A 25,566-nucleotide genomic window follows, 5' to 3' on the forward strand; every position below is an offset into this window, starting at 1 on the left:
TACCCCTTCCACGACCGTGTGAGAAGTGGCAACGATAGCCCCATGACCCGCGCGTGAGGCACGCGGCCGCCCCCTGCGCCGCTCGGCCGCCCGCCCGCGGTTACGCTGCCGCCGTGACCGGTCGAACCCCCAGCCGCCGAGGAGTGCTGCGGTCCGCGCTGCTCGGCGCGGCCCCCGCGGTCCTGGCCGGCTGTGCGCGCGGCCAAGGGCCCGAGCGGCAGCTGAAGTTCGCGACGGGTGCTCCCGGCGGCCCCTACAACGCCTTCGGCAAGGCCCTGGCCGCGCAGGCCGCGCACACCGTGCCCCGGCTGCGCATCACCCCTGTCGGCACCTCCGCGAGCGTGGACAACCTCCGCCGCCTCCAAGCCGGTTCGGCGGATCTCGGGCTCGCCATGGCGGACGCCGCCGACGACGCCGTACGCGGACGGCCGCCGTTCCCGTACCCCGCCGCGCGGGTGACCGCCCTCGCCCGCGTCTACGTCAACTACACCCATCTGGTGGTCCCCGCCGACGGGCCGGTGCGCGCCCTGCGGGACCTCGCGGGGCGGTCGGTCGCCACGGGCGCGGCCGGCTCCGGCGGACAGGTGCTCGCCGGCCGGCTGCTGGACGTCGCCGGGCTGACCGGGCACCGGGCGGTACGGCAGCGGATGCTCGGTCTCGCCGACTCGCTCACCGCTCTGTACGAGGGCAAGGTCGACGCCGTGATCTGGGCGGGCGGGGTGCCCACACCGGCGCTGGCCGCGCTCGCCCGCCGGTTCCCGCTGCGCTTCCTCCCGCTGGAGGCGGAGGCGGAGACCCTGCGCAACAAGTACGGTCCCGTCTACACGGCGGTCACCCTCCCGGCCGGTGTCTACGGACTCACCGCGCCCGTCGGCACCGTCGGTGTCGGCAACCATCTGCTGGCGCGCTCCGGAGTGCCGGACCGGGCGGCGAGCGAGGTGCTGCGGGTGGTGTTCGACCGGTGGCGGGTCCTGCTGGAGGGAGTCACGGCGGGCGCCCGGCTCGAACCCGGATTCGCCGTCGCCACCGGCGACGTGCCCCTGCACCCCGGAGCCGTCGCCTACTACCGCTCGGTCTACGGCTGACCCCTGGCGGCAGAGGCCCACCGATCCCGCCTTGCACAGCCCGGGCGGCCTCTCTCACGCAAGGGTCCGGGCGGCCCCGTGACGTCATGGCGCGGGCGACCTCCAGACGTCATGGCCCGGGCGCCCTCCTGACGTCATGGTCCGGGCGACGCCCTGACGTCATGGTGCGGGCGACCTCCAGACGTCATGGTGCGGGCGGTCCTCGCGCGGCGGTCCGGCCGGCCTCGCGTGGAACGGCCGCCGGTCGCCCGCTACTCCTGCCCGGCGTCCGCCTCTCCGGCGTGCGCCTCCCCGTCCACGGGGCCGACGGGCAGCCGCAGTTCGACCACCAGCCCGTGCGGATCGTTGCCGCGGGCCGTGAGCCGGCCGCCGCTCAGGCGGGCGATCTCGTCGGCGATGGCCAGCCCCAGACCGCTGCCGGGCACGTTCTGGTGCCCCGGCGCCCGGGTGAACCTGCGGGTGAGCAACGGCAACTGCTCCGCCGGGACGCCCGGACCGTCGTCCTCGACCCGCACCACCGCCCCACCGGCCTCGTCGCCCCGCTCGGAGCCCCCCGCGACCGTGACGCCGACCCGGCCGCCGGCCGGCACGAACTTCAGCGCGTTGTCGAGCGCCGCGTCGAGCACGCGCCCCACCGCGTCCGGCACCCCCCACGCCCGCACCCCCGGCGGGACCCGCGTCGCGACCAGCTCCAGCCCCGACGCCTCGAAGACCGGCTCCCACGCCGAGACCCGCCCGCGCACCGCACCCGACACGTCCTGCTCCGTACGCTCCGCCGTGCCGGACTCCACCCGGGCCAGCGCCAGCAGCCCGTCCAGCAGTTCCGCCAGCCGTTCCGCCTCGTCCAGAGCGCGCGCGTGCTCCCGCCCGCCGGGTCCGGGGACGAGATGCGGCTCGATGTTCTCCAGCTGAAGCACCAGCGCGGCCAGCGGGTTGCGCAACTGGTGGGAGGCGTCCGCGACGAAGGCACGCTGGCGGCCGAGGGAATCGGCGACCGCCTCCGCCATCCCGTTGAAGTGCCGCCGCAGACTGCGCAGTTCAGGAGGGCCGGTGTCCGAGACGGCCCGCGCCTCCAGACTCCCCGAGGCCAGCCTGGAGACGGCCCGGTCGAGGTCACGGACCGGACGCATCAGCCAGCGCGTGATCCCCGCCGCGACCAGGGCGGCGGCCGCGAACGCGGCGAGCGCTCCGCAGGAGACCACCACCCAGCGCACGGTCACGTCCCGGCGGGCGGCGGCGGCGGTCGGCACGGCCATCAGTACGGCTCCGCTGACCCGCTCGTCCCGGCCCACCGGTTCGGCGAGCACGACCCGGCGCGGCCCCCACGGCCGGACCGTCGGCAGCAGCTCGGTGGACCGCCCCGTCAGCGACCGGCGCAGCACGTCCCGCGCCGCGTCGGCGGGAACCCGCGCCCCGGCCCGCGCCAGCGTCCGGCCCGCCGTGTCCACCACGGTCACGGAGGCCCCGTACAGCTCGGCGTACCGGTCGATCTCGGCCGACAGCTCGGCCCGGTCCGCCGCCGTCCGGCCCCGGTCCGCGAGATCGGCGAACCGTACGGCGTCGGCCCGCCGCTCCAGCAGCAGATGTTCCGTGCGTCCGCTCGCGTACGACTCGGCCAGCGGGACCGACAGCAGCAGGGTGGCGGCTCCCATGAGCACGGTCAGCACCACCAGCAGGCGCCGCCTCAGGGCGCACCCCACCCCTCGCCGTCCGCCGGCGCCCCCAGCTGGTAGCCGAAACCGCGGACGGTGCGCACCAGTTGGGCGCGGCCGCTCTTGGCGCGGATGCCCGCCACATGGACGTCCAGCGAACGGGAGGCGGCGAGGAAGACATCGCCCCAGACGCGGTCCAGGATCTCCTCGCGGGCGTGCACCTCCGCGGGCCGGGCCGCGAGAAAGGCCAGGACGTCGAACTCGCGCCGGGTGAGCCGTACTTCCGTGCCGTCCACCGTCACCGTACGGCCCGCGAGGTAGATCACCACGTCGCCGGTGCGCACCGGGTTCCCGCCGCTGTCCGCACGAGAGCCGTTCGCGGGGATGGTGGTGCGGCGGCGCACGGTGTCGATGCGGGCGATCAGCTCGTTCATCCGGAACGGCTTGACCACGTAGTCGTCGGCACCCGCCCGCAGCCCCTGCACGATGTCCCGTTCCTCGCACCGGGCCGTGACCACGATCAGCGGGGCGTCGCACACGGTGCGCAGCCGCCGCAGCAGATCGAGGCCGTCGAGGTCGGGCAGCCCGAGGTCGAGCAGGACGAACTCGGCCTCGTGGACGAGCCGCAGCGCGTCCGAGGCCCGGGCGGCCCGGCGGACGGTGTGTCCCCGCTGGGCGAGGGCCGTCGTGAGGGCCTGGGCCATCCGGTCGTCGTCCTCGACGAGCAGCGCGTGCATGGAAAGTCCTCGTACGGTGGTGACCTGGGCGGCAGCCCGCGTGAATGCCGCAGCATACGGAGCCGGCACCGCCCGGGCCACCACCGGGTCAGCCCGCCGCCCGCGCCGGGCTGCGGTCCTGCCCGGCGCCGGCCGCCGCCTCGGAGCGGCTGAGCGCGGCGTCACGGGTGTCCGGCATCAGCACATAGGTGACCAGCGAGACCAGCGCGCATCCCGACACGTACCAGAAGAACACCTTCTCGTGCCCGCTGTCCTTGAACCACAGGGCCACGTACTCCGCCGTCCCGCCGAACAGCGCGTTGGCGATCGCGTAGGGCAGGGCCACGCCCAGCGCGCGCACCCGGGTCGGGAACAGCTCCGCCTTCACGGCCGCGTTGATCGAGGTGTAGCCGGTGACGATCACCAGCGCCAGCAGCGAAAGCCCCAGCGCCGACCAGTACGAGGACGCCGAGCCGAGCGCGGTCATGATGGGGTAGGTGCCCACCGTGCAGCCGACCGCGAAGGTGATGAGCAGGGGCCTGCGCCCGATCCGGTCGGAGAGCATCCCGGCGAACGGCTGGAGCAGCGCGAAGACGGCGAGCGCGGTGAAACTCACCAGTGTGGCGGTGGACTTGGCCATCCCCGCGCTGCCGATCAGGTACTTGGTGAGATACGTGGTGTACGTGTAGTAGGCCACCGTGCCGCCCAGGGTGAGCGCCATGACCAGACCCGCCTCGCGCCGGTGCTGCCACAGCTCCGCGAGCGTGCCCCGCGCGGTGTCCGGGTGGGCGTCCTCGCCCGCCTCCTCGGTGAACGCCTCCGTCTCGGTCAGCCTGCGCCGCAGCCAGAACACCACGAGGGCGAACAGCGCCCCGATCACGAACGGGATCCGCCAGCCCCAGCTCTGCAGCTGGGCGGTGCTCAGCGTGTGCTGCAGGGTGATCAGGATGGCCAGCCCCAGCAGCTGACCGCACGTCATCGACACGTACTGGAACGAGGAGCCGAGACCGCGCTTGTCGCGGGCGGACGCCTCGGTCAGATAGGTGGCGCTGGCGGCGTACTCGCCGCCGATGCTGAGCCCCTGCAGGAGCCGCGCCAGGAGCAGCACCAGCGCGCCGAAGTAGCCGGCCTGACCGTAGGTCGGCGCCACGGCGATGAGGAGCGCCGCCACCGACATCATGGTGACGGTCAGCGTCAGCGCGCTCTTGCGGCCGTGCCGGTCCGCCGCCCGCCCGAGGATCCAACCGCCGACCGGGCGCATCAGGAAGCCGACGGCGAAGATGCCGGCGGTGTTCAGCAGCTTGGTGGTGGGATTGTCGCCGGGGAAGAACGAGTCGGCGAAGTAGATCGCGAAGCTGGCGTAGACGAACCAGTCGTACCACTCGACCAGATTGCCCAGTGACCCGCCGACGAGGGCGAGACGGCGGGCCCCTGCGGAGGGTGCGGACGGAGGTGCGGGTACGGGGGCGGGGGACGGCATGGCGGCTCCAGAACGGGACGGGGGAGGCACCCGGGTGGGGCCGGGCGCGGGTGAGCGGTTTCCCCGGGGGGACGACCGCGCCCGAGCATGCGGCGCCCGGTCCAGCCGGACAAGGTCCGCCACGCAGATCTAACATCCCGCTAAGAAAGCGGGCACCTGGTCAGAGCGGTGCCATCTCCACCCGGCCGGTGAACCGGCCGCCCACCTGTTCCGCGAGCCAGTTGATGCGGTCGGGACAGTTCTCGGCCCACGGCACGTGCACGTGGACCGTGTGATCCCGGGACGGCTCGTCCTGGTACAGGTCGCGGGAGTTCACGGTCAGCGTGAGATACGCGTACTTCTCCGACACCATCTCCAGCCCGGCCCCGGGAACCTCCGGCCACGCGTTCAGATCCCAGCGGACGGCAGCGCTGTCCGCCCCCAGCGCGGCGACGAACGGTTCCGCGCGGTCGAGCGGACGACTCCAGTCGTGCACCCTGACCGGCAGGCAGCGGACAGGGTCGTCGCCGTCCTTCGAGGAGCCGCGCTCCCCGCCCGACAGGGCCCACCATTCGAGGTCGGGCAGGACGCCCAGGACCCGTGCCAGGGTGTCGGGCGACGCGATCCTCGCTTCGAAATCGACCTCGGCACAGTCGAGATCGGCGATGTCCAGCAGCGTGCGCACCGCGCGCATCGCCTCGTCGAGGTCGGCCGTCGTGAGCACGGCGGCCGCGGAGGAGTTGCTCATCGGCGAACCATAGGCCGGAGGTCTCTCGGGTCCATACCGGTTTTCCGTGTGCGGCGCGGGGGCGTGCGGCGGGCCGCGGGACACCGGCTTGGCTCTCTTGTCCAACTCTGGCTCATCGGTCTAACGTGTGCGCGGGCACCCCGAAGATCCGAAGAGGCAGACATGGAAGCGCAGTTCTCAGCGGTCGCCGCCGCCGCGGCGGCGGACGAGCACCTCATCCGGGAGACGGAGAAGATCGCCGTCGCGCTGGGGAGGATGTTCCCGGGGCTGTGCGAGGTGGTGCTGCACGATCTGCGTGATCCCCGGCACGCGATCAAGGCCATAGAGAACAACCTGTCGGGACGCCGGGTGGGCGACAGCGCGACCGAACTGGGGCTGGCCCGGATCGCCGACCCGCACTACCCCGGCGTCGTGCAGAACTACCCCAACCGCTTCCCCGACGGCCGTCCGGCGAAGAGCACGTCCATCGGGATCAAGAACAGCGCGGGCGAGTACATAGCGGCCCTGTGCCTGAACCTCGACGTCTCCGTGCTGTCGCCGGTGACGCTCGCGCTGTCCCAGCTCGTCGCCACCGACACCGGTACCGGCGACCAGGACCGGCCCCTGGAGAGCCTGCGGGACCGCAACGCCCGCGAGCTGCGCCAGGCGATCGAGACGCTCGCCGCCGAACGCGGCGCCACCCCGCGGTCGTTGGGGCGTGACGCCAAGAAGGCGCTGGTCCGGCAGCTGCACCAGGACGGCTACTTCGACTCGCGCGACGCGGCGCAGGCCATCGCGGATCTGCTCGGTGTGTCCCGGGCGACCGTCTACAACTACACCAGGTGACCTTCCGCCGCGGCCGGACACCCTCCGGCTGCGAACACCCCCTGGCTCCGGCACCCGCAGCCCCGACTCCCACAGGCTCCGGCACCCCCAGCCCCGACCCCCGCAGGCTCCGACACCCGCTGTCCCCGCCACGTAAGGACACGTCATGGCCACCGTCCCGCCCGTCACGTTCGACGACATCCGCGAGGCCGCCGTACGCCTGAAAGGCATAGCGCACCGCACGCCCGTACTCACGTCCCGGACCCTCGACGCCCTGGTCGGAGCGGAGGTGTTCATCAAGTGTGAGAACTTCCAGCGGATCGGCGCCTTCAAGTTCCGCGGCGCCTACAACGCGATCAGCCGGCTGACGGACGAGCAGCGGGCCAAGGGCGTCGCCGCCTACTCCTCCGGCAACCACGCCCAGGCCATCGCCCTCGCCGCCCGTGAGCTGGGGACGACCGCCGTCATCCTGATGCCCGAGGACGCGCCCCGCTCCAAGCTGGAGGCGACGGCCGGCTACGGAGCGGAGATCGTCACCTACGACCGTTACGCCCAGGACCGCAGCGCGCTCGGCGAGTCGCTCGCGAAGGACCTGGGCCTGGCGCTGATCCCGCCGTACGACCATCCGCATGTCATCGCGGGCCAGGGCACCGCCGCGCTCGAACTCGTCGAGGACACCGGCGAACTGGACGCGCTCGTGGTGCCCGTGGGCGGCGGTGGGCTCATCGCCGGCAGCGCGACCGCCGCCAAGGCGCTCCTGCCCGGCATCCGGATCATCGGCGTGGAGCCCGAGGCGGGGGACGACACGAAGCGCTCACTGGAGAGCGGACGGCGCGTCGCCGTCCCCGTGCCCCGCACCATCGCCGACGGCCAGGCCCTGGCCACTCCGGGGGAGATCACCTTCGAGGTCAACCGCCGTCTGGTCGACGCCGTCGAGCTCGTCAGTGACGAGGAGATCGTCCGCGCCATGCGGTTCGCCTTCGAGCGCCTGAAGATCGTCCTGGAGCCCAGTGGCGCGAGCGGTCTGGCGGCGCTCCTGGCGGGCCGTGTGGAGAACCTGCCGCGGCGCGTCGGAGTCATCGCCTCGGGCGGCAACGTGGACACGGAGAGGTTCGCCGACCTGGTGCGCGCCGGGAACCCCGGTGACGACTGAGGTTCCCTACCCGGCGGGCAGGGCGTGGTCCGCGAGCACGACGGAGCCGGAGTTGGCCAGCGGTATCCCCTCCAGGTACGCCGCCGGAAGGTCGAACGCCTCGACCAGCTCGGTCATGTGCGGGGCGAGACCGTGCAGGACGTCGTCGAGGAGCTGCGGCAGGCCGCGCACCTGCTCGGCGCGGAGGTGCCCGTCGGCCAGCAGGTCCCCGGTGTGCGGACCGAGCTGCTGGAGCAGGAACAGACGGCAGAGCCGCGTCAGCAGTTCGCGCGTGCCGGGTTCGGCGGCCCGTCCGGCCGCGTCGAGGAAGGCGTCCGCCGCCCTGAGCCCGGCATGGACGGACACCATGTCCAGCGCGGCGGATGAGGCGCCGTTCCACCGCCGTACCGGGTCGCCGGTCGGGCCCTGGCGCAGCCGGGCGCGGGCGCGGTCCCGCCAGACGGTCTCGGCCCGGGCCAGCAGCTCCCGCAGATGGCGGACGTCCGTCAGCTGATCCACCCCGTCCGGCGGGGCCAGGGCGCCCGGGGGCCGGCGGTCCGCGAAGAGCAGTTCCGCCGCGGCCTTCACCCAGATCACGGTGTTGTCGCCCTCCGCGGTGACCGTGCCCTCGATGTACTGCGGGAACTCGGACAGCCCGTTGACGGCGAACAGGCCCTGGGCCCCGCAGCGTTCACGGCACTCGACGGTGACGGCCCGCGCCTGCCAGGTGATCCAGCCCTTGGCCACGGCCACCAGGCGCTCGGCGGCCGCCCGTTCTCCGGCGTCCCCGCCGGCGCGGTCCGCGGCGGCCCAGCGGGAGAGCGCCGTGCGGTGCAGGAAGGTCATGGCGTAGGCCGTGGCGAGGCCCTTGAGCAGCGGCCCGTGATGGGAGCGGTGGGCGTTGACGGGGATGCGCATGCCCGCGCGCGGGCCGCTGACCTGCCGGAGATCGCCGTAGCGTACGGCGATGGCCAGCGCGGCCCGGGTCGCGCCGACGGCGGCGGCGCTAAGGCACAGCTTGCCCATGGTCACCCGGCCGATGGACCGCAGGGACCGCTTGCGGCGATTGCCGATGCTGCTGTGCAGCCGTCCCGCGGAGTCCAGGCTGCCGTTCTCGGACTCCAGCAGGGCGTCACGGGGAAGGAGCACCCGGTCGAACGCGGTCAGACAGTGGTCGACCGGGGCCCCTGTGCGCATGGGCAGCCGGCGCACCCCGACCCCGGGCAGAAGTCCGTTCTCGTCGCTCAGCGGGGTGAGGAAGAGGAAGACGCCCTCGTCGCGGCCCTCGACGAGGAGCCGGGCGGCGACGACGGCGCTCTTCGGGCCGCCCGTGACGCTGGTGTTCGGCATGAACTTCTGCGCGCCCGTGTGCGGTGTGTTCAGGACGAACCCGCCGGTGGACGGGTCGAGTTCGGCGGTGGTCTCCAGCGCCGAGATGTCGTTGCCGTGGTCCAGCTCGGTGCAGAGGAAGGTGCCGATCCGCCGCAGGGAGGTGAAGTCGGACAGATCGCGGCCGCGCGGGCCCTGGTGGTCGAGGAGGCTGCCGAGGAAGAGGTTGTAGTGGATGCTGGCGACGGTGCACAGTCCGCCGCCGCCGTCCACGATCGCCGCCCATTCGTGCAGCGCCGCCAGGCGGGTCGGATCGGCGGCGAGCCGACGCGGGTCCCCGGCCCTGCCGTTGACCAGCCGCAGCCAGGTGTAGGAGAGGGCGGCGCGCTCGTCCGCGCCGAGCCCCGGACGGTGGCGGAAGGTGTCCTCGGCGATGAGGTCACGCCAGCGGCCGTGCACCTGGTCGCGGCCGGCGCCGCCGAACAGCAGACCGCTCAGGCCGGCGGCGGCCCGGTCGGCCGGACCGCCGCCGGCTCCCGGAAGCGGACCGGCGGCGGGGGAGTCGCCCGCGCGTGCCTTACGGCCGGACAGGATTTCGCCGGCCGAGGGAGCGGAGGTGAGGTCCGTCCGTGAGGTCAGAGGGGTCGTCATGGCCTTCTCCGGGAGGTCGCCGATGCGGAAGGTGGGGAGCACGCCACAGCAGAAGATACGGACCTTCCGGTTTTCTTATCAAGAAGAACGCTGCTCATCGGTGACCGGGCGCTCGCGGATGGTTGTTCGTTTTTGATCGTCAACTGAGTTCATTTGAAAGCTTCTTGATTGACCGGGGTCTGCTGCGTCGTGCGGCCGACTGCCTGCGAGGCGTTGAGATACCGGGCGGCTCGTTCTATCGTGACGGCCGGCGACGGGCCCCGGATGCCCGGTGCGGCGGGCGCGGAGCGGGTGCGCGCACGCTTGAAAGGCCGACTTCCGGGGTGGCAGGATGCGTACCCGCCGGTCTCTTTTCGTCGCCGACCGGCAGTGAGGCCAGTGCGGAAGGTGTGTCGTGGCCCTGCAGGAACGAGCGATCAGGACAAGGCGCAGCATCCTGGTGGCCGCCGCCGACGTCTTCGCCGACGTCGGATACGAAGCCGCCACCATCTCGGAGATCCTCCAGCGCGCGGGCGTCACCAAAGGCGCCCTCTACTTCCACTTCGCGTCCAAGGAACAGCTCGCCCAGGCCGTGCTGACGGAGCAGCTCGAACCCGTGCTCGGCGCGCCTCCGCGCGAACTCGTCCTCCAGGAGGGTCTGGACACCGGTTTCCTTCTCGCCCACCTGCTCCGTGCGCGCGATCCGATGGTCTGCGGCAGCGTCCGCCTCACCGTGGACCAGGGTTCACCGCAGGACGGACTCGACCGGCGCGTGCCCATGGCCGCCTGGATCGAGTACAACGCCGCACTCCTCACCCGGGCCAGAGCGAGCGGTGAACTGCTCCCCCACGTCGACGTGGACGCCGCGGCCAAGGCGTTCGTCGCCGCGTTCACCGGCGCCCAGGTGCTGTCCAAGATCATGAACGATCACGCCGACCTGATGGACCGTGTCGCCGACCTCTACCAGCACCTGATGACCAGCGTCGCGGTCCCCGCGGTGCTCGTCCGGCTGGACATCTCGCCGGACCGGGGCAGGAGGGTCTACGACGAGGCCGTGGCCCTGAGCCGAGAGTCGCAGGAGATGCCGGCCGCGGGCTGACCGGGCCGTGACGGGCCGCGGGCAGTCGAGGTCCGACGGCGGCTTCGGCCCGTCACCGGCACGAGGCGACCCGACGACGTGGATCAGGACCGACCCAGGGAGTACACCGATGGACACGACCTCCTGCCCCTACGCCCTGGACCTCACGGGGCGCGACCACATGGGCGAGGCCGCCCGCCTGCGCTCCCAGGGCCCCGCGGTCCGTGTCCAGCTGCCCGGCGGGGTGCCCGCCTGGGCCGTCGTAGGGCAGAGCCATGTCGAGCGGCTGCTGGTCGATCCGCGCGTCTCGCGCAGCGCGCGCCTGCACTGGCCGGCCTTCATCGCGGGCGAGATCACCGAGGACTGGCCGCTCTACCCGTGGGTCGCCAACGAGAACATGCTCTTCTCCTACGGCGAGCACCACACCAGGCTGCGCCGGCTGGTCGCCGCGGCCTTCACGGCACGGCGCTCCGAGCGGCTGCGCCCCCGCGTCGAGGCGCTCTGCGCCGAACTGCTCGACGGTCTCGACGGGCTCGCCCCCGGCACCACCGTCGATCTGCGCGCCGACTACGCCGAGGTCCTGCCGCTGCGTGTCGTCTGTGAACTGTTCGGTGTGCCGAGGGGCGCCGAGACCGACGCGCTGGCCGCGGCGCTGAGCACGGTGTTCAGTTCCACGGTCTCCGCCCGGGAGATGGAGGCCGCCCGCCTGGAGGCGTTCGGGCGCCTCGCCGCCCTGGTCGGGAGCAAGAGGAGTCTGCCGGGCGACGACCTGACCACCGCCCTGATCGCCGCGCGGGACGAGGGCGACCAGCTGACCGAGGACGAACTGCTCGGCACCCTGTTCATGTTCATCGCCGCCGGGCAGGACACCACCGCCACCCTGATCACGAACGCAGCCGGCGCCCTGCTCACCGACCCCGGGCAACTGGAGCATGTGCGCGCGGGGAGGGCGACCTGGTCCGACGTGGTGGCCGAGACGATGCGCGTGCACACGCCCGGCGCCTACTCGCCGTTGCGCTTCGCCGTGGAGGACATCGACCTCGACGGAGTGACGATCCGCCAGGGCGACTGCATTCTGGTCAACTTCGCCGCGGGCGGCCACGAGACGGACCGGCACGGAGCCGACGCCGACCGCTTCGACGTGCTGCGCACCGGCCGTGACGTCCTGGGCTTCGGACACGGACCGCACCGCTGCCTCGGTGCGCCCCTCGGCGAGATCGAGGCGGCGTCCGCCCTGGCCGGACTCTTCGACCGCTTCCCGGACATCCGGCTCGCCTGCGACCCCGGGGAACTGCTGCCGCTGCCGACCTTCATGCTGAACGGTCACCGCTCGCTGCCCGTGGTCCTGCGGCCGGTGGCTTCATGATTTTCCGTCTCTTCCGTCTCTTCCGTCACCGGGACGCCGGGTTGTCCTCCGGGCGGCGGAGTTCCGCAGCGGCCGGCGTCCGGCCGGGAAACCGCGCGAGCGGCCCGCCGGACGCGGGTGCCGGTGCGACATGCCGGAAAACCCGTGCGGGGGCGACCGGTTCGCGTGCGGTCCCGCGGGCGTTCCGCCCCGTGTCGCCGCGTCGGATCACAGCGAATATCCAGATCACATCGAACATACCGAACATGCGCTTATAGGGAGCCGGTCGAGAGGAGAGGCCCGCGTCCCGGGCGCGTTCCCGGGCCGGGCCCGGAAGGAGAGCGTCATGGTGAAGCAGCTGCGAGCGGTCCGTACGCGGGAGGCCCTCATCCGCGCGGCGGCCGAGGTCTTCGCGCACAACGGATACGCCCGCGCGTCCCTGCCCGCGATCAGTGAGCGGGCGGGGGTCAGCGCGGGTGCTCTGCACTTTCACTTCCCCAACAAGGAAGCCTTGGCCGACGAGGTCGAGGACGCGGCGGTCCGCGCCGTGCGCGAGCTGGCCGAACAGTGTCCCCGGACGGGCGGTGGCGCGCTGGAGACGCTCGTCACGGTGACCCACCATCTGGTCGCCGCCGTCACCACCGACCCCGTCACCTGGGCGGGCTTCAGGCTGAGCGGCGACCCGGTGCGCAGGAGGCGGGCCGGGCTCCTCGAATGGTGGCACGTGTGGGTGCTCGACATGATGGGACAGGCGCGGGAAGCGGGTGAACTCGCCGACGGGGTCAGCCCGGAGAACGCGGCGGTGGCGGTCGTCGCCGCGACGGTCGGCTTCGAGGCGCTGGGCAGCCGGGAGCGGGAGTGGCTGTCCCCGGAGCGCATGGTCCAGTTCTGGACGTTCCTGTTGCCCGGGCTGGCGGCGGCCTGCCCCCCGAGTCTCGTGCAGGCGCTGAACGGCGTCGGAGTGGACCCACCGAAACGAAGAAACGGTTCGGTGGCCCTGGTGGGCACCGCACACGAGGCCGACACCGCGACCTGACGCGGGGGCTGGGCCCAGGGCCAGGGCCGGAGCCAGGGGCGCGGGCAGGAGTACGAGTACCGGCAGGAGTACGGGTACGGGCAGGAGCGCGGCGGCGGAAGGCGGGGGACTGGGGGAGGCCGGGGGCGACGGACAGGGGAGAGCGGCGGCCCGGTACCCGGCCGCCGTCCCGGCGTGCGATCGGCCGCCCGGCCGCCCGGCCGACGCGTCCGCTCGGACGCCGCCCGTGTCCCGTCCATCAGCCCCAGGGGACCCCGGACTTCCCCGTTCGCACGAGTGGCGGAGACGCGAAGAACCCCGCCCCTGATCCCAGGGGCGGGGTTCCGTTCGAGCGCCGGGCAGGCCTTGCACCTGCATTTCCCCGCAGGAAGCGGGGCGTCTTTCCTTGGACCACCAACGCACTGTGAGTCGGCCGCGGTTGTCGGCCTCGCTCGTGATCGACCTTATCCCAGGAGGCACCCGGCAGGCAAAACCCGGTGGCCCAACCGCCCTTTCCGCTGGACCCGTTGATGGCACCATCTCCTGAAGGGGCCGGGACGCGGAGCCCGGTCGGCGCGAGACAGAAGGCCGCGTGACAGGAGGCCGCGTGACGGAAGGCTGGGTGTGGGACGAGTCCCTGTTCGAGGGGGCCGCCCCCCACTACCGCCGCGGGCGCCTGCCGTACGCGCCGGGACTGGTCCCGCTCCTCGCCGACGTACTGGCGCCGGACGGCACGGGCCGGCTGCTCGACGTGGGATGCGGACCGGGCACTCTCACCCTGCCGCTCGCTCACCTCTTCGACGAGGTGGTGGGGGTGGACCCGGACGAGGGCATGATCGCCGAAGCGCTCAGGTGCGCGACCGCGGCCGGGACAGGCGCGCGCGGGCGCGGCAGGGCGGTGTGGGTCCGGATGCGGGCCGAGCGGCTCCCCGCCGGACTCGGCTCGTTCGACGTGGCGCTCTTCGGGCAGTCCTTCCACTGGATGGACCGTGACCTGGTGGCCGCGACCGTCCGCGACATGCTCCGGCCCGGCGGGGCACTCGTCCATGTGTCCCCCCTCGCCGGCGAGAGCCGGGACACGAGCGGACTTCCCTGGCCGGACGTGCCGTTCGGGGACATCGCCGGCCTGGTCGGGGAGTATCTCGGGCCGCTGCGACGTGCGGGGCGGGGGGTGCTGCCGGGCGGGACGCCGGGCGGGGAGGCCGCGGTGTTCGCGGCGGCCGGGTTCGCGGAGCCCGAGCGGTACGTCGTTCCCGGTGGTCAGGCGCTGGAACGGGACGAGGACGACGTCGTGTCGTGGACGTACTCCATGTCCTCGTCGGCGCCGCACCTGTTCGGCGCCCGTCTGACGGCTTTCGAGGCGGAGCTGCGACGGCTGCTGCGCGCCGTGTCGCCCACGGGCCGGTTCTCCGCCCGCGTGCCCGGCACCGAGGTCTTCGTCAGGCGTGGTCCCCTGACCGGCTGACCGGCTGACCGGCTGACCGGCTGACCGGCTGACCCGCGGCCGAGGGCGCGGGTGGTTCGGCCTCTCCGCGCCGGAGGCGGGGGCCGGAGCCCGTCGTGCCCCGCACGCGCGAGGCGTGGGGGCACGACGGTGTGGGCGGTGCCGGTCAGACGGTGCCGCTCTCGGTGATCGTGATCTTGCCCTTCGGCGTGCCGTTGCCGCTGCCGAGCTTCTCGATCTGGTCGACGATCTCCTTGCCCTCGACGACCTCGCCGAAGACGACGTGCTTGCCGTCGAGCCAGTCCGTGACGACCGTGGTCACGAAGAACTGCGAGCCGTTGGTGTTGCGGCCGGCGTTCGCCATGCTCAGCAGGTACGGACGGTCGTGCTTGAGGGTGAAGTTCTCGTCCTCGAACTTCTCGCCGTAGATGCTGCGACCGCCGGTGCCGTTGCCCCGGGTGAAGTCGCCGCCCTGCAGCATGAAGTTCGGGATGACGCGGTGGAAGGAGGAACCGGCGTAGCCGTAGCCGTGCTCACCGGTCGCCAGCTGGCGGAAGTTCTTGGCGGTCTTCGGGACCACGTCGTCGAAGAGACGGAAGACGACTCGGCCGGCCGGCTTCTCGTCGATGCTGATGTCGAAGTAGACGTTCTCGCTCATGGAGATCAACCTACCGCCGCACGGCCCCGGTGGTCGTCAGTGCCCGGTCACGACGCGCTGCGGCAGGCGGGCCCGGCGCGGCGCGACGGCACACCCGTTCCCGGCCGCAACCGTGGCGACGCCGCAGGTCACGCCGCGCACGCCTCCGTCCCGCTGTGGGGTCCTGCCTGCGAACCGTCACGGTGACCATGGACCGGGCCTGTTGGGCCGCGGTGGCCGCGCCGGCCGGACGCGCACCGCCGTGCGACGCATTCGCGAACGCCCGCACCGGCCGGCCGGTGTCCCGCGCCGGGAGCGGCTCCTGAATGAGGCACAGCACCCGATGGAGGACGCCCGGCCGGAGTGGGATTTGTCACCGCGTCGGCGGGACCGTCCCGGTACCCGCGGGGCCGCCCGACAGGAGAGCCGGGCGGCCCCGCGGCATGGGCCGACAGCGGCTACCAGGTGACCGGCAGCGTCCGCGGGCCCCGGATGAGCCCGTCGCGCTGGAATTCGACCTGCTCGGCGGGGACGGCCAGCCGGAGGCCGGGGAACCGGTCGATCACGGCCTGGATCATGACCTCGGCCTCCATCCGCGCCATGAGGGCGGCCAGACAGAAGTGCGGGCCGTGACCGAAGGCCAGATGCGCGGCACCGTCGCGGTCGAAGTCCAGCGCGTCGGGGTCGGGGAAGACCCCGGGGTCGCGGTTGGCGGCGACATAGGCGTTGTAGACCGCCTCGCCCTTGCGGATCAGATGGCCGCCGATCTCCACGTCCTCCGTGGCGATACGGGGGATGCCGACGCCGTTGCGGTGCGGGACGAACCGGAACAGCTCCTCCACCGCCCGGGGCAGCAGCCGCGGATCGCGGCGCAGTTGCGCGAACTGCTCCGGATGGGTGAGCAACGCGTACATCATGGAGCCGCTGTTGTTGCGTACGGCGTGGCCTCCGCTGACATAGATGGCCATGGCGAGCGAGGCGGCCTCGTCGTCGGTGATCTCACCCGTGGCGGCGGCCTGGGCCAGCACTCCCGCGAGGTCCTCACGGGGTTCGTCGCGGCGGCGCCGCAGGAGCGCGGTCACCCGGCCGTAGGTCGCCGCACGGGCCTCCTGGTTGCGCTGCGCGCCGTCCGGGTCCTTGGACAGGAGGGCCTCGGAGTTGCCCGCCCACGCGTGCCAGTCGTCCTCCTCCGCACCCAGGAAGTAGCACACCACCGCGATCGGGAAGGGCGTGTGCAGGTGCTCCATGAGGTCACCGGGAGGTCCCGCCTGCTCCAGCCCGTCCAGCATCCCGTGAGCGGTGCGCTCCGCCATCGGGCGCAGCCGCGCCATGCTCCGGCCGGTGAAGGCCCGTGCCACCACCCTGCGCAGACGGGTGTGCCGGGGCGGGTCGACGTACTGGAGCCCGGCCGTCTGCGACGCCACCGCCTGCGGCGCCATGGAGGTCACCGCGCGCCCGACCAGTTCCTCACGGGAGAACCTCGGGTCCGAAGTGATCATGCGGACGTCCTCGTACCGGGTGACCAGCCACGCGTGTCCCTCGCCGTGGGGCAGGGCGATCCGGGTGACCGGCTCGTCGCGCAGCAGTGCGTCGAGGAAGGGGTCGGGGTCCAGGGCCGGCAGGTCCTCGACGGACCACCGCCGCACCGGCGGACCGGGCGACGCGGAGGGGCAGTCGGTGTCCAAGGTCATGGCGCATCACTCCTGAGGTGTCCCGAAGGTCACGTCGGCACGTGCCGTGCTGCGTGCCGGAGCGGCCGCCGTCCCGGCCGGGTCTCCCTCTTTCTCCGGCTCTGCTCCGTAGCCTGCATCAGCCCGGAGGGGCCCGCACGTCAGGCCGGGGTGTCCCGGCGGCCACTCGCGTGACGGACGCCGGGATGCCGGGCGGCGGGGCACGCCGTGCCCGCGCCCGTGCCGTCCGCGGTGACCGGGCCGTCCGCGCGGTCGCCGCGGATCGTGCCGACCGGGCGCGAGCCAGGACTGCTGGAGTCGGTGCGGAAGTCGGGAGCGCGCGAGCCAGGACTGCCGGAGTCAGGACTTCCGTGCGACGCCCGCGTAGATGCCGACCTCGCGCGACCGCGCCGGCGGCGGTGCGTCGGGGCGCCAGAACGGCGCCTGGACCAGGCCGGGGTCGAGGAGCGTGAAGCCGTCGAAGAGCCGTTCCACCTCCGCGTGGGAGCGCAGGTTCAACGAGGCGGTCGCCCTGCCGTAGACCGCCCGTGCCGCGCTGCGGTCCGCGAAGTCGTCCGTGGCGTGGGACAGGACCAGGAAACTGCCGGCCGGGAGCGCGTCGCGCAGGGTGGCGACGACCCGGCCCGGCTCGTCCGACCCGGTGAGGAAGTGGAGCACGGAGACGAGGAGCAGGGCGACGGGCCGGTCGAAGTCGATGACACGGCGGACGACCGGGTGGTCCAGGACGGCCACCGGATCGCGCAGATCGGCCAGGACCACTCCGGTCGTCCCGTCGGAGCCGGCGCCGGAGCCCGTGGGCGCGGTCGGCGATCCGTTACCGCGCACGCCGAGCAGTGCGTCCGTGCGTGTGACCACGAACGGGTCGTTGTCGACGTGGACGACCCGCGTCCGCGGCGCGATCGACCGCGCGGTCTCGTGCACGTTCGGCGAGGTGGGCAGCCCGGTGCCGATGTCCAGGATCTGCTCGACACCTTCGCCGACCACATGCCGTACGGCGCGGTGGAGGAAGGCGCGGTTCGCCCGCAGACCGATCCGCACCTCGGGGGCGGCGGTGGCCAGTTCGTCCCCGGCCCGCCGGTCCGCCTCGTGGTTGTCCGTGCCGCCCAGCAGATAGTCGTAGATCCGCGCCGGGTGCGGTCTGCCCATGTCGGTGCCAGTGCCAGTGCCAGTGCCAGTGCCGGTACTGGTGCCGGTACCGGTGCCGGTGGTCGCGGCCGGACGGCCGTCGTGCGTCATGCCCAATCTCCTTCCGCCGGCCGTGACGGCGTCCTCGGCGCACGGCCGGCGCGAGTCTCGCACGACAACTCGCCTCGCTCATAGCGAAGTTGAAGAATCCATCACCGGCTTCGAGGATCCGATGACCGGGCCGGGACCTGCGAAGCCACCCCCCGCCCGGGACGGGTGAGGCCGCCCTGTGTGACGTGTTTCCTTGCGGTCGCTGTGCCCGTGCTGTGAACCTCTCGTGGAACACGTCTGCGAAGAACTGTTATCCGACACAGGCGAAACGGTCTCCCAGGTATCGGACAGCTCGTCCGGCGTCGAGGACAGGGAAGCTTTTTGATGAGGTCACAGCACGCGGTGGAGCCGGCGGCACTCGTGAGCGCTGCCCGGGCGGGGGACCCGGAGGCTCAGGACGCCCTGATCGGCACGTATCTGCCGCTGGTCTACAACGTCGTGGGACGGGCGCTGAACGGCTCGGTCGATGTCGACGACATCGTGCAGGAGACCATGCTCAGGGCCCTGGACGCGCTCCCCGGCCTGCGGGCCCCCGAAAGCTTCCGCTCCTGGCTCGTGGCCATCGCGATGAACCAGGTGCGGGTCCACTGGCAGCACCGGCAGGCCGCCCAGGGCATCGTCGACGACGCGGCCGGACTCGCCGACCCGGGCGCCGACTTCGTCGATCTGACCATGCTGCGGCTCCAGTTGTCCGGACAGCGCCAGGAGACCGCGCGCGCCACGCGCTGGCTCGAACCCGACGACCGCGCCCTGCTGTCGCTGTGGTGGCTGGAATGCGCCGGGGAACTCACCCGCGCCGAGGTCGCCTCGGCCCTGGAACTGTCGCCCCAGCACACGGCCGTGCGGGTACAGCGGATGAAGGCCCAGCTCGAAGCGGCGCGGGTGGTGGTGCGGGCCCTCGACACGCACCCCATGTGCGAGGAACTGCGCGGCGGACTCGCCTCCTGGGACGGCCGGCCCTCGGCGCTGTGGCGCAAGCGAATAGCCCGGCACGCCCGTGAGTGCGTGCGCTGCGCGGGCCTGTGGAGCGGGCTGATGCCCGCGGAGGGGCTGCTCGCCGGCCTGGCACTGGTCGCGGCCACGCCCGCGCTGCTGGCCAGGGTGCGCTCCGCCCTCGGGACGGCCCCGGCGGGCTCGGCGACCGCGCTCGACACCACCGCGTTCGACGTCCCGGCGCCCAGGAACACCGGAGACGAGTCCGCCGGAGCGGGGGCCGCCGAGCCGGGGACCGAGACGACCGGGACCGACGGGGCGGGGTCCGGCGGAGCCCGGACCGCCGGGCGGCGGTCCTCCGCGGACCGTGACACAGCGGACCCGGCCGCCCGCCACCGCGCCTCGCGCGGCCGCTCGGCGTCCCGCGGCGAGGCCCGCCGGCGCAGGCGGGTCCGGCGCCGGGTCGTCGGCGGAGTCGTCGTGGCCGCCTGCGTGGCGGGCGGCGGCCTCTGGTACTACGGCCCCTTCGGCACCGCTCCCGGCACCGGATCCGGCGCCACCGCCGCCGCACGCGCCGTGGGGGACCCGCTCCCCGCCCCGTCGCCGTCCGAGACCGAGGCCCCGGCCTCCCCGGCGCCGGTCCCGGCACCGCCGACCGTGCCGCCGTCGGCCCCCGCGTCCACGAAGGCCCCGGCACCCGCTTCCCCGCGCCCCACCCCCAAGCCCTCGCCGTCGTCGCCCCGGACCCCGCAGCCGTCCCGGACCGCCACCGCCCCGGCCCAGTTGCAGTCGGCACCGGCGGACACCGTGGCCCAGGTGGTCGCGCTGGTGAACAAGGAGCGGGCGACCGCCGGCTGCGGCGCGCTCACGGAGGACCCGGACCTGGAGAAGGCGGCCCAGGGCCAGTCCGACGACATGGCCGCCCGTGACTTCTTCGACCACACCAACCCGGACGGCGCCGACCCCGGCGAGCGCATCACCGCCGCGGGCTACCGCTGGTCCACCTACGGCGAGAACATCGCCAAGGGCCAGGCCACCCCGGCCGCGGTGATGGACGCCTGGATGAAGAGCCCCGGCCACCGCGCCAACATCCTCAACTGCGCGTTCAAGGACATCGGCGTGGGCGTGCACAAGGGGACGGGCGGCCCGTGGTGGACCCAGGACTTCGGCGCCAAGCTCTGACCCGGGCACAACCGAGTGGTCCCGTCGAATCCGTATCGCACCCGCACCGGCCCCGAGATCCTGCGTGTCCGCCTTTCGCCGCGGACGGCCGAGGCCGACGCCGAACTGTGGCGCCCGGTGGAACCCGAGCGCGGCTGAACGGAGCGGCATGCCCCCGAACGCCCTCAGGGGCGGCGGGGCGTGTCCCCCGGGAGGGGCGGGGTGTCGTCGGGCATCGGGGGCAGGGCGAGGTGGGCGAGGTCTCCCGGGGGGCGGGTGGTGACCGGCCACAGGGGAGCCGCGGTTCCGTCGGCGACGGCGGCCGGCGCGTCGGTGAGGTTCATGCGCTCGCGCAGGCGGCCGTAGAAGTCCATCGGTCCCAGCCGGACCGCCTTGAGCCGGCGGGGAGCGGCGTACACGCCGATCCAGTCGCCCGGGTCGAGCACCCCCCGCACCTGTCCGTCGACGCTGACGGCGGCCTGGCCGGACCGTTCGAGCACCCGCAGCGCGATGGGCTCGTCGGGGGCGGCCATCACCGACCGGTTGAACGCCATGTGCGGGGCGACCGGTGTGAAGACGAGCCCCTCCGCGCGCGGGGAGACGACCGGCCCGCCGGCGGCGAAGCTGTACGCGGTCGAACCCGTGGGCGTGGCCACCAGCAGGGCGTCGGCGGAGTAGGACGCGAGGAGCCGGCCGGCGATGTAGACGCCGGCCGACACCTGCCGGTCCCGGGCGAGCTTCTCCAGGACGATGTCGTTCAGCGCGGTGACGTTCAGGGCGACTCCCCAGTCGTCCCCGCTCTCGCAGTCCGTGCGCACGCGGGGCGGGGGCAGCAGCGGACCGCGGCCGTACCGCACCAGCGCCTCCATGTGCGAGGGCACCTCGAGCCGGCAGGACGCCCGCATGGTGAGCATCATCCGGCGTTCGACGGTGATCTGCTCCTCGAGCACGGCGTCCAGGGCGGCGCGCACCGCGGTCGCCGGGACCTCCGTCAGGAACCCCACCCGCCCGAGGTCGACACCGAGGACCAGGGCGTCGTTCTCGGCCGCGAGCCGGGCGCCGCGCAGGAAGGTACCGTCGCCGCCGAGGGTGACGATGAGGTCCGGGTCCCCGGCGGAGTCGACCTCCTCGCGGGCGCTGTGCCGCTCGCCCTCCTGCCACACGTCGATGGCGGCGCACCCCACGGCGTGCTCGGCGCACCACGCGCGCACGGCGTCGGCGGCCGCCACGGCCTCGGGCCGTCCGCCGTGCACGACCAGGCCGACACGGTTCACCGTCATCTCCGCCTCCCAGCCGGATCGCACGGAGTGCCATCCTCACCGGCGAGCGGGCGCCGGCCCCGCACGCCACGCCGCCTTCGGCCGCTCGCGGCGTCTTCGCCGTCCCCTCGCGGGGCAGCGCCGCCGTCAGTGCCGGTTCGTCGAGGAGACCGCCGTGCGGGCCGCGCGTTCGACCAGGGCGACGCCGTCCTTCATCGACTTGTTGCCGTCCGAGAGGACGGCGACCAGGTAGTGGTGTCCGCCCGAGGTGATCCGGCCGACGCTGTTGATGTCCCACAGGCCGGTCGAGTTCCGCTGGAGCCACCCGTTCTTCAGGGCGGCCTTCGGGTCGTGACCCGAGCCGTGCGTACCGCCCGCCGCCGAGACGCCCCAGGACTGCTCGTCGGCGACCTGGCCCATCAGCTTGCGGACGTAGGCGCGCGAGGTGGTGCCGAGGGCCGGTCCGTGGCCCGGCTTCGCGGCGGAACCGCCGGCGGTCCCGTCCGCGGGCCCGGCGTCGAACAGGGCGCGCAGCAGTCGTATCTGGTCGCTCGCGGTCGTCCGGGTCAGGCCCCACCGGGCGTCCGGACCACCTCGGGTGGCCTTCAGCCCCAGCCGCTTGTTGGCGGCCTCCAGCCCGTCGGCGCGGCCGATGTGCCGCCACAGGGCGTTCGCGGAGGCGTTGTCGCTGTGCTCGATCATGGCCTTCGCCTGGGCGCGCTTCGCCGTGGTCAGCGGGTGTCCGGAGTCCTCGGCCTGGAGCAGCGCCGTCGCGAGGATGTCGACCTTGATGATGCTCGCGGTGTCGTACGGGGCGTCCTCGCCGTAGACGGCCGTCTTCCCGCCCCGCGCGTCGAGATCCAGCACCGCGGCCGTCACCCGCGCCTGGCCCTCGGCCCGCACCGACGCCGCGAAGCCGGAGGCGTGGGAGCCGGCGAAGGAAGGGGAGGGGGAGGAGGAGCCGGTCCGGGAGGCGGCCTGGCCGGCGGAGGCGAGAGGGGCCGCCGTCGCCGGGGTCGCGTGGAGCGCGCCGGCCACGAGCAGTGCCGTCGCCGCGGCCGTGACCACGCCGGACACCGCCGTGCGGCCGCCCCGGGACCTGGTCCTCGCGGGACGCGGCTGGTACTTCGGGCGGTGGAGCGGATACGGCATGGTGGGCGGCCTCGGTATTCCTGGGAGCAGGGACACAGCACTGCGAACGTAAACAAAACGGCCGCTCGGCGAAGTGACGGCGGCCACGCGGACCGCCCCTGGGGCCGAAGTGTGAGCAGGGCGACAGCGGTCGCGAGGCGATGGGCGGACCGACGGTGACCTCTCCTCGCACCGCGTGATCCCGGCGTCCGCCGCGCGGTGCGATCCTTCGTGCGCCATGACCCGTCATGACCCGCTGTGATTCGGCCAAGAAATGATCAATTTCCGCCACCGGACTCTTCTGGTCGCCGTGATCACGGAGGAGACTGTGATCAATGGGGCGGCATCAGCTTCGGGAGGCGTCATGAGCACATCAGTCGAGCCGAGGGTCTCAGGTCTGGAGGTCCGGTCGATCGACTACGTTCCCCTGAGCGAGCGGCACGGCAAACTCTGGCACCTGGGCCCCCTGTGGTTCATGTCCAACGCCCAGATCGCCACCCTCGCGGTCGGGCTGATCAGCATCACCGAGGGCGGTAATCTCGTCTGGTCGCTCCTCGCGATCGTGGCCGGCACGGTCATCGGCACCTTCTTCATGGCCTTCCACTCGGCCCAGGGGCCCCAGCTGGGCCTGCCGCAGATGATCCAGTCGCGGCCGCAGTTCGGCTATGTCGGCGCCCTCCTGGTGTGGCTCTTCGCCTACGTCCAGTACGCGGGGTTCAACGTCTTCAACACGATCCTCACCGCCGACGCCCTGCACACCACGCTCCACGGCGGCGTCAAACTGTGGGTCGTCGTGGTCACCGTGGTCGCCGCCGTCATCGCGCTCGTGGGCTACGACGTCATCCACAAGGCCGAACGGGTCCTGACGTACACCTTCCTCGTCATCTTCGGGGTCTTCACCGTCGGCGTCCTGGTCTATCTGCACTACCCCGCCGGTTCGTTCGACCTGGGCGGCTTCAAACTGACGCCGTTCCTGGCCCAGTTCGGGGTCGTCGCCGGGTACCAGATCAGCTGGGCCATCTACGTCTCGGACTACTCGCGCTACCTGCCGCCCGGCGTCACGGTCCGCAAGACCTTCTACTGGACCTACTTCGGCTCCGCGCTCGGCGGTGTCTGGCTGATGGTGCTCGGTGCGCTGCTGGCCGCCTGGGCGGGCAAGAACTTCGACACCATCGCCTCGATCGACGCCGCCGGCGACAAGGTGTTCAACGGCTTCGGCGCGATCGTGCTGCTCTTCGCCGCGCTGGGCCTGATCTCGGTCACGGCCCTGAACATGTACGGCGGTTCGCTGACCCTGATCAGCGCCATCGACTCGGTCAAGCGGGTGCGTCCGACGCTGGGCGTCCGCCTGGTCACCATCGGACTGACCGCGCTGCTGTCGCTGGTCGGCGCGCTGGCCGCGACGGCCCACTTCCTGGAGAACTTCAACAACTTCCTGCTGCTGGTGCTCTACCTGTTCATCCCGTGGACCGCGGTGAACCTGATGGACTACTACGTCGTCCGCCGGGGCCGCTACGCCGTCGCCGAGATCTTCAACCCGAACGGCATCTACGGCCGTTGGGGCTGGCACGGCATCATCGCCTACCTGGTCGGGTTCGCGGTGATGATCCCGTTCTTCTCGGTCGGCACCCTGTACGTCGGCCCCGCCGCGAAGGCGCTCGGCGGAGCCGACATCTCCCTGTTCATCGGACTGCCGGTCTCCGCCGCGCTCTACTGGTGGCTGACCCGCTCCATCGACGTGGCGGCCGAGGCCGCCCTGGCCGACGCTGAGGCGGACGAGCTGGAGCGGGCCGCGCACGAGCACGCCGAGCCGGACGTGGAGCGGACCGCGCACGAGCACGCCGAGCCGGACCCGGGCGCCTGAGGCGCCGGCCGGTGCAGGGACTTCGGTGCCGTCCTACCGGGCGGTGCCGAAGTCCTGCGTCCAGTAGCTGCCGGGCTGGGCGAGGCCGACACCCATCTCCTTGAAGGAGCAGTTGAGGATGTTGGCGCGGTGGCCGGGGCTCGCCATCCAGCCCGCCATGACCTCCTCGGGCGTCGCGTAGCCGTAGGCCACGTTCTCGCCGTACGTGCTCCACGCGTAGCCGGCGCTCGTGAGCCGGTCGCCGGGCGCGGAACCGTCGGAACCGGTGTGCGACATGTTCTGGTGGGCCGCCATGTCGGCGCTGTGCGCCTGCGCGACCTTGTCCAGCGTCGAGTTGAGGGTCACGGCGGAACAGCCGACCTTGGCGCGCTCCGCGTTGACCAGCTGCACGATCCGGGCCACCGTCGAGGACGCCGTGGCGGCGGTCTGCGGGGCGCTCGGCGTCGCCGTCGCCGTGGGGGCGGACGTGGCGGCGGGAGCGGTGGTGGCCGGTGCGGTCGCGGCCGGGGTGACCGGCGACGCGGTCGCAGTGGCGTGCGCCGTGCGGACGGTGGGAACGGCGCTCACGGTGGCCCGGGGTGCGGGCGCCGAGGCCGTGGCACGGGGAGCCGGCTCGGAGCGGTGCGTCCGCGCGGTGGGCGTGGCCCCGGCCTTCCGCGGCGCCTGATGGCCCCTCGCGCCGTCCTGCGAGCCGTTCTCCGCGCGCAGCGGCACGGCGGTCGCGGTCTTCGAGGGCGTCGCCGAGGGGGTGCCGGACCCGGTGCCGTTCGCGGAGGGGCTCCGGTCGTCCCCTGCCTGGGCGCGCTCGGTGGCGTACCACCAGTCCTTCTCCGCGGCCCGAGGAGCCGAGGAGGCGGGGGAGTCCGACCCGCGCCCCCAGTCGGTGCAGGCCATGGCGGCGGACGGTATGCCCACCGCGCTCACGACCACCGCGGCGATGACCATCCGTCGGAATTGCGGCTTCTTGCGGTGCTTACTCATGCGTGACCTCACCCGGTAGTCGCCGAGCGCCCCTTCTGCGGCTGCCTCTGCGCGGACTTCGCCCTCCGAACCGCGGAAGGCGCCCCCTTGCGGTCGTCATTCTTAGGACGCCTTCACAGGGAGCGCAAAGAGCGCTTCGTACTACGCCGCTTCGTAGGGAGGCCGGCGTTTGCCAAGCGTGCGCCGGCGTGCAGCACCGGTGCCCACGGGCGTGTGCGGCGCCTGCCGCCCCGTCA

At 73.0% G+C, this 25,566-nt stretch carries 20 protein-coding genes and 1 pseudogene; 10 read left to right on the forward strand and 11 right to left on the reverse strand.

Annotation, left to right across the window (positions count from 1 at the left end; genetic code table 11):
• Window positions 1-113 precede the first annotated feature (113 nt).
• The gene (locus ACIPRD_RS09250) at window positions 114-1,085 is read left to right on the forward strand and encodes a TAXI family TRAP transporter solute-binding subunit (RefSeq protein ID WP_401561491.1); all 972 of its coding nucleotides are present in this window, start codon (window positions 114-116) and stop codon (window positions 1,083-1,085) included.
• Window positions 1,086-1,336: 251 nt separating this feature from the next.
• Here ACIPRD_RS09250 and ACIPRD_RS09255 read toward each other — a convergent pair whose 3' ends face one another.
• The 4 genes from ACIPRD_RS09255 to ACIPRD_RS09270 form a co-directional block, all read right to left on the reverse strand.
• A complete protein-coding gene (locus ACIPRD_RS09255; protein ID WP_401561494.1) occupies window positions 1,337-2,755 on the reverse strand; it encodes an ATP-binding protein in 1,419 nt (472 codons plus the stop codon).
• Between the two features lie 14 nt (window positions 2,756-2,769).
• A complete protein-coding gene (locus tag ACIPRD_RS09260; RefSeq protein ID WP_401561497.1) occupies window positions 2,770-3,474 on the reverse strand; it encodes a response regulator transcription factor in 705 nt (234 codons plus the stop codon).
• 88 nt (window positions 3,475-3,562) lie between these two features.
• Complete coding sequence (locus tag ACIPRD_RS09265) at window positions 3,563-4,933, reverse strand: MFS transporter (protein ID WP_401561500.1); 1,371 nt, start codon at window positions 4,931-4,933, stop codon at window positions 3,563-3,565.
• 160 nt (window positions 4,934-5,093) lie between these two features.
• On the reverse strand, window positions 5,094-5,660 hold the full coding sequence (locus tag ACIPRD_RS09270) for a hypothetical protein (RefSeq protein WP_401561503.1): 567 nt from the start codon (window positions 5,658-5,660) through the stop codon (window positions 5,094-5,096).
• A 162-nt stretch (window positions 5,661-5,822) separates the two neighbouring features.
• Here ACIPRD_RS09270 and ACIPRD_RS09275 point away from each other — a divergent pair, with 162 nt between their 5' ends.
• Window positions 5,823-6,485, forward strand: coding sequence for a transcriptional regulator (locus ACIPRD_RS09275; RefSeq protein WP_401561506.1), 663 nt, complete (start codon window positions 5,823-5,825; stop codon window positions 6,483-6,485).
• A gap of 145 nt (window positions 6,486-6,630) precedes the next feature.
• Window positions 6,631-7,617: a threo-3-hydroxy-L-aspartate ammonia-lyase gene (locus ACIPRD_RS09280; protein WP_401561508.1), complete on the forward strand. Its 987-nt coding sequence runs from the start codon at window positions 6,631-6,633 to the stop codon at window positions 7,615-7,617.
• Between the two features lie 6 nt (window positions 7,618-7,623).
• Here ACIPRD_RS09280 and ACIPRD_RS09285 read toward each other — a convergent pair whose 3' ends face one another.
• Entirely contained in the window at window positions 7,624-9,618 is a 1,995-nt protein-coding gene (locus tag ACIPRD_RS09285) for an acyl-CoA dehydrogenase (protein WP_401561511.1), read from the reverse strand.
• Window positions 9,619-9,970: 352 nt separating this feature from the next.
• On the opposite strand from ACIPRD_RS09285, the gene ACIPRD_RS09290 reads away from it, so the two are divergent.
• From ACIPRD_RS09290 to ACIPRD_RS09305, 4 genes are all read left to right on the forward strand, one after another.
• Window positions 9,971-10,654, forward strand: a complete 684-nt coding sequence (locus ACIPRD_RS09290) for a ScbR family autoregulator-binding transcription factor (protein WP_356405100.1) — start codon at window positions 9,971-9,973, stop codon at window positions 10,652-10,654.
• Between the two features lie 109 nt (window positions 10,655-10,763).
• The gene (locus ACIPRD_RS09295; RefSeq protein WP_356405102.1) at window positions 10,764-11,999 is read left to right on the forward strand and encodes a cytochrome P450; all 1,236 of its coding nucleotides are present in this window, start codon (window positions 10,764-10,766) and stop codon (window positions 11,997-11,999) included.
• Between the two features lie 325 nt (window positions 12,000-12,324).
• Window positions 12,325-13,014: a ScbR family autoregulator-binding transcription factor gene (locus tag ACIPRD_RS09300; protein ID WP_401561515.1), complete on the forward strand. Its 690-nt coding sequence runs from the start codon at window positions 12,325-12,327 to the stop codon at window positions 13,012-13,014.
• Between the two features lie 586 nt (window positions 13,015-13,600).
• The gene (locus ACIPRD_RS09305) at window positions 13,601-14,458 is read left to right on the forward strand and encodes a class I SAM-dependent methyltransferase (RefSeq protein ID WP_401561518.1); all 858 of its coding nucleotides are present in this window, start codon (window positions 13,601-13,603) and stop codon (window positions 14,456-14,458) included.
• A 145-nt stretch (window positions 14,459-14,603) separates the two neighbouring features.
• Here ACIPRD_RS09305 and ACIPRD_RS09310 read toward each other — a convergent pair whose 3' ends face one another.
• The 3 genes from ACIPRD_RS09310 to ACIPRD_RS09320 form a co-directional block, all read right to left on the reverse strand.
• The gene (locus ACIPRD_RS09310; RefSeq protein ID WP_356405109.1) at window positions 14,604-15,095 is read right to left on the reverse strand and encodes a peptidylprolyl isomerase; all 492 of its coding nucleotides are present in this window, start codon (window positions 15,093-15,095) and stop codon (window positions 14,604-14,606) included.
• 437 nt (window positions 15,096-15,532) lie between these two features.
• The gene (locus tag ACIPRD_RS09315; protein WP_356405113.1) at window positions 15,533-16,765 is read right to left on the reverse strand and encodes a cytochrome P450; all 1,233 of its coding nucleotides are present in this window, start codon (window positions 16,763-16,765) and stop codon (window positions 15,533-15,535) included.
• A 339-nt stretch (window positions 16,766-17,104) separates the two neighbouring features.
• On the reverse strand, window positions 17,105-17,911 hold the full coding sequence (locus ACIPRD_RS09320) for an SAM-dependent methyltransferase (RefSeq protein WP_401561910.1): 807 nt from the start codon (window positions 17,909-17,911) through the stop codon (window positions 17,105-17,107).
• Window positions 17,912-18,325: 414 nt separating this feature from the next.
• Here ACIPRD_RS09320 and ACIPRD_RS09325 point away from each other — a divergent pair, with 414 nt between their 5' ends.
• Window positions 18,326-20,116, forward strand: coding sequence for a sigma-70 family RNA polymerase sigma factor (locus ACIPRD_RS09325; protein ID WP_401561522.1), 1,791 nt, complete (start codon window positions 18,326-18,328; stop codon window positions 20,114-20,116).
• Between the two features lie 21 nt (window positions 20,117-20,137).
• Window positions 20,138-20,254, forward strand: a pseudogene (locus ACIPRD_RS09330) (AraC family transcriptional regulator); the annotation flags it as partial.
• Window positions 20,255-20,280: 26 nt separating this feature from the next.
• Here ACIPRD_RS09330 and ACIPRD_RS09335 read toward each other — a convergent pair.
• Both ACIPRD_RS09335 and ACIPRD_RS09340 read right to left on the reverse strand, forming a co-directional pair.
• On the reverse strand, window positions 20,281-21,375 hold the full coding sequence (locus ACIPRD_RS09335; protein WP_401561524.1) for an NAD(+)/NADH kinase: 1,095 nt from the start codon (window positions 21,373-21,375) through the stop codon (window positions 20,281-20,283).
• Window positions 21,376-21,501: 126 nt separating this feature from the next.
• The gene (locus ACIPRD_RS09340) at window positions 21,502-22,506 is read right to left on the reverse strand and encodes a serine hydrolase (RefSeq protein ID WP_401561526.1); all 1,005 of its coding nucleotides are present in this window, start codon (window positions 22,504-22,506) and stop codon (window positions 21,502-21,504) included.
• Window positions 22,507-22,849: 343 nt separating this feature from the next.
• Between ACIPRD_RS09340 and ACIPRD_RS09345 the strand changes: the two genes are divergently transcribed.
• Window positions 22,850-24,349 carry a cytosine permease gene (locus ACIPRD_RS09345; protein ID WP_356405121.1) on the forward strand — a complete coding sequence of 500 codons (1,500 nt, stop codon included), beginning with the start codon at window positions 22,850-22,852 and terminating at the stop codon, window positions 24,347-24,349.
• A 33-nt stretch (window positions 24,350-24,382) separates the two neighbouring features.
• Here the strand turns inward: ACIPRD_RS09345 and ACIPRD_RS09350 are convergent, their stop codons facing one another.
• On the reverse strand, window positions 24,383-25,330 hold the full coding sequence (locus ACIPRD_RS09350; RefSeq protein WP_401561529.1) for a CAP domain-containing protein: 948 nt from the start codon (window positions 25,328-25,330) through the stop codon (window positions 24,383-24,385).
• Between the last annotated feature and the right edge of the window lie 236 nt (window positions 25,331-25,566).

The organism is Streptomyces sp. NPDC090108 (assembly GCF_044747185.1).
Lineage (GTDB): Bacteria > Actinomycetota > Actinomycetes > Streptomycetales > Streptomycetaceae > Streptomyces.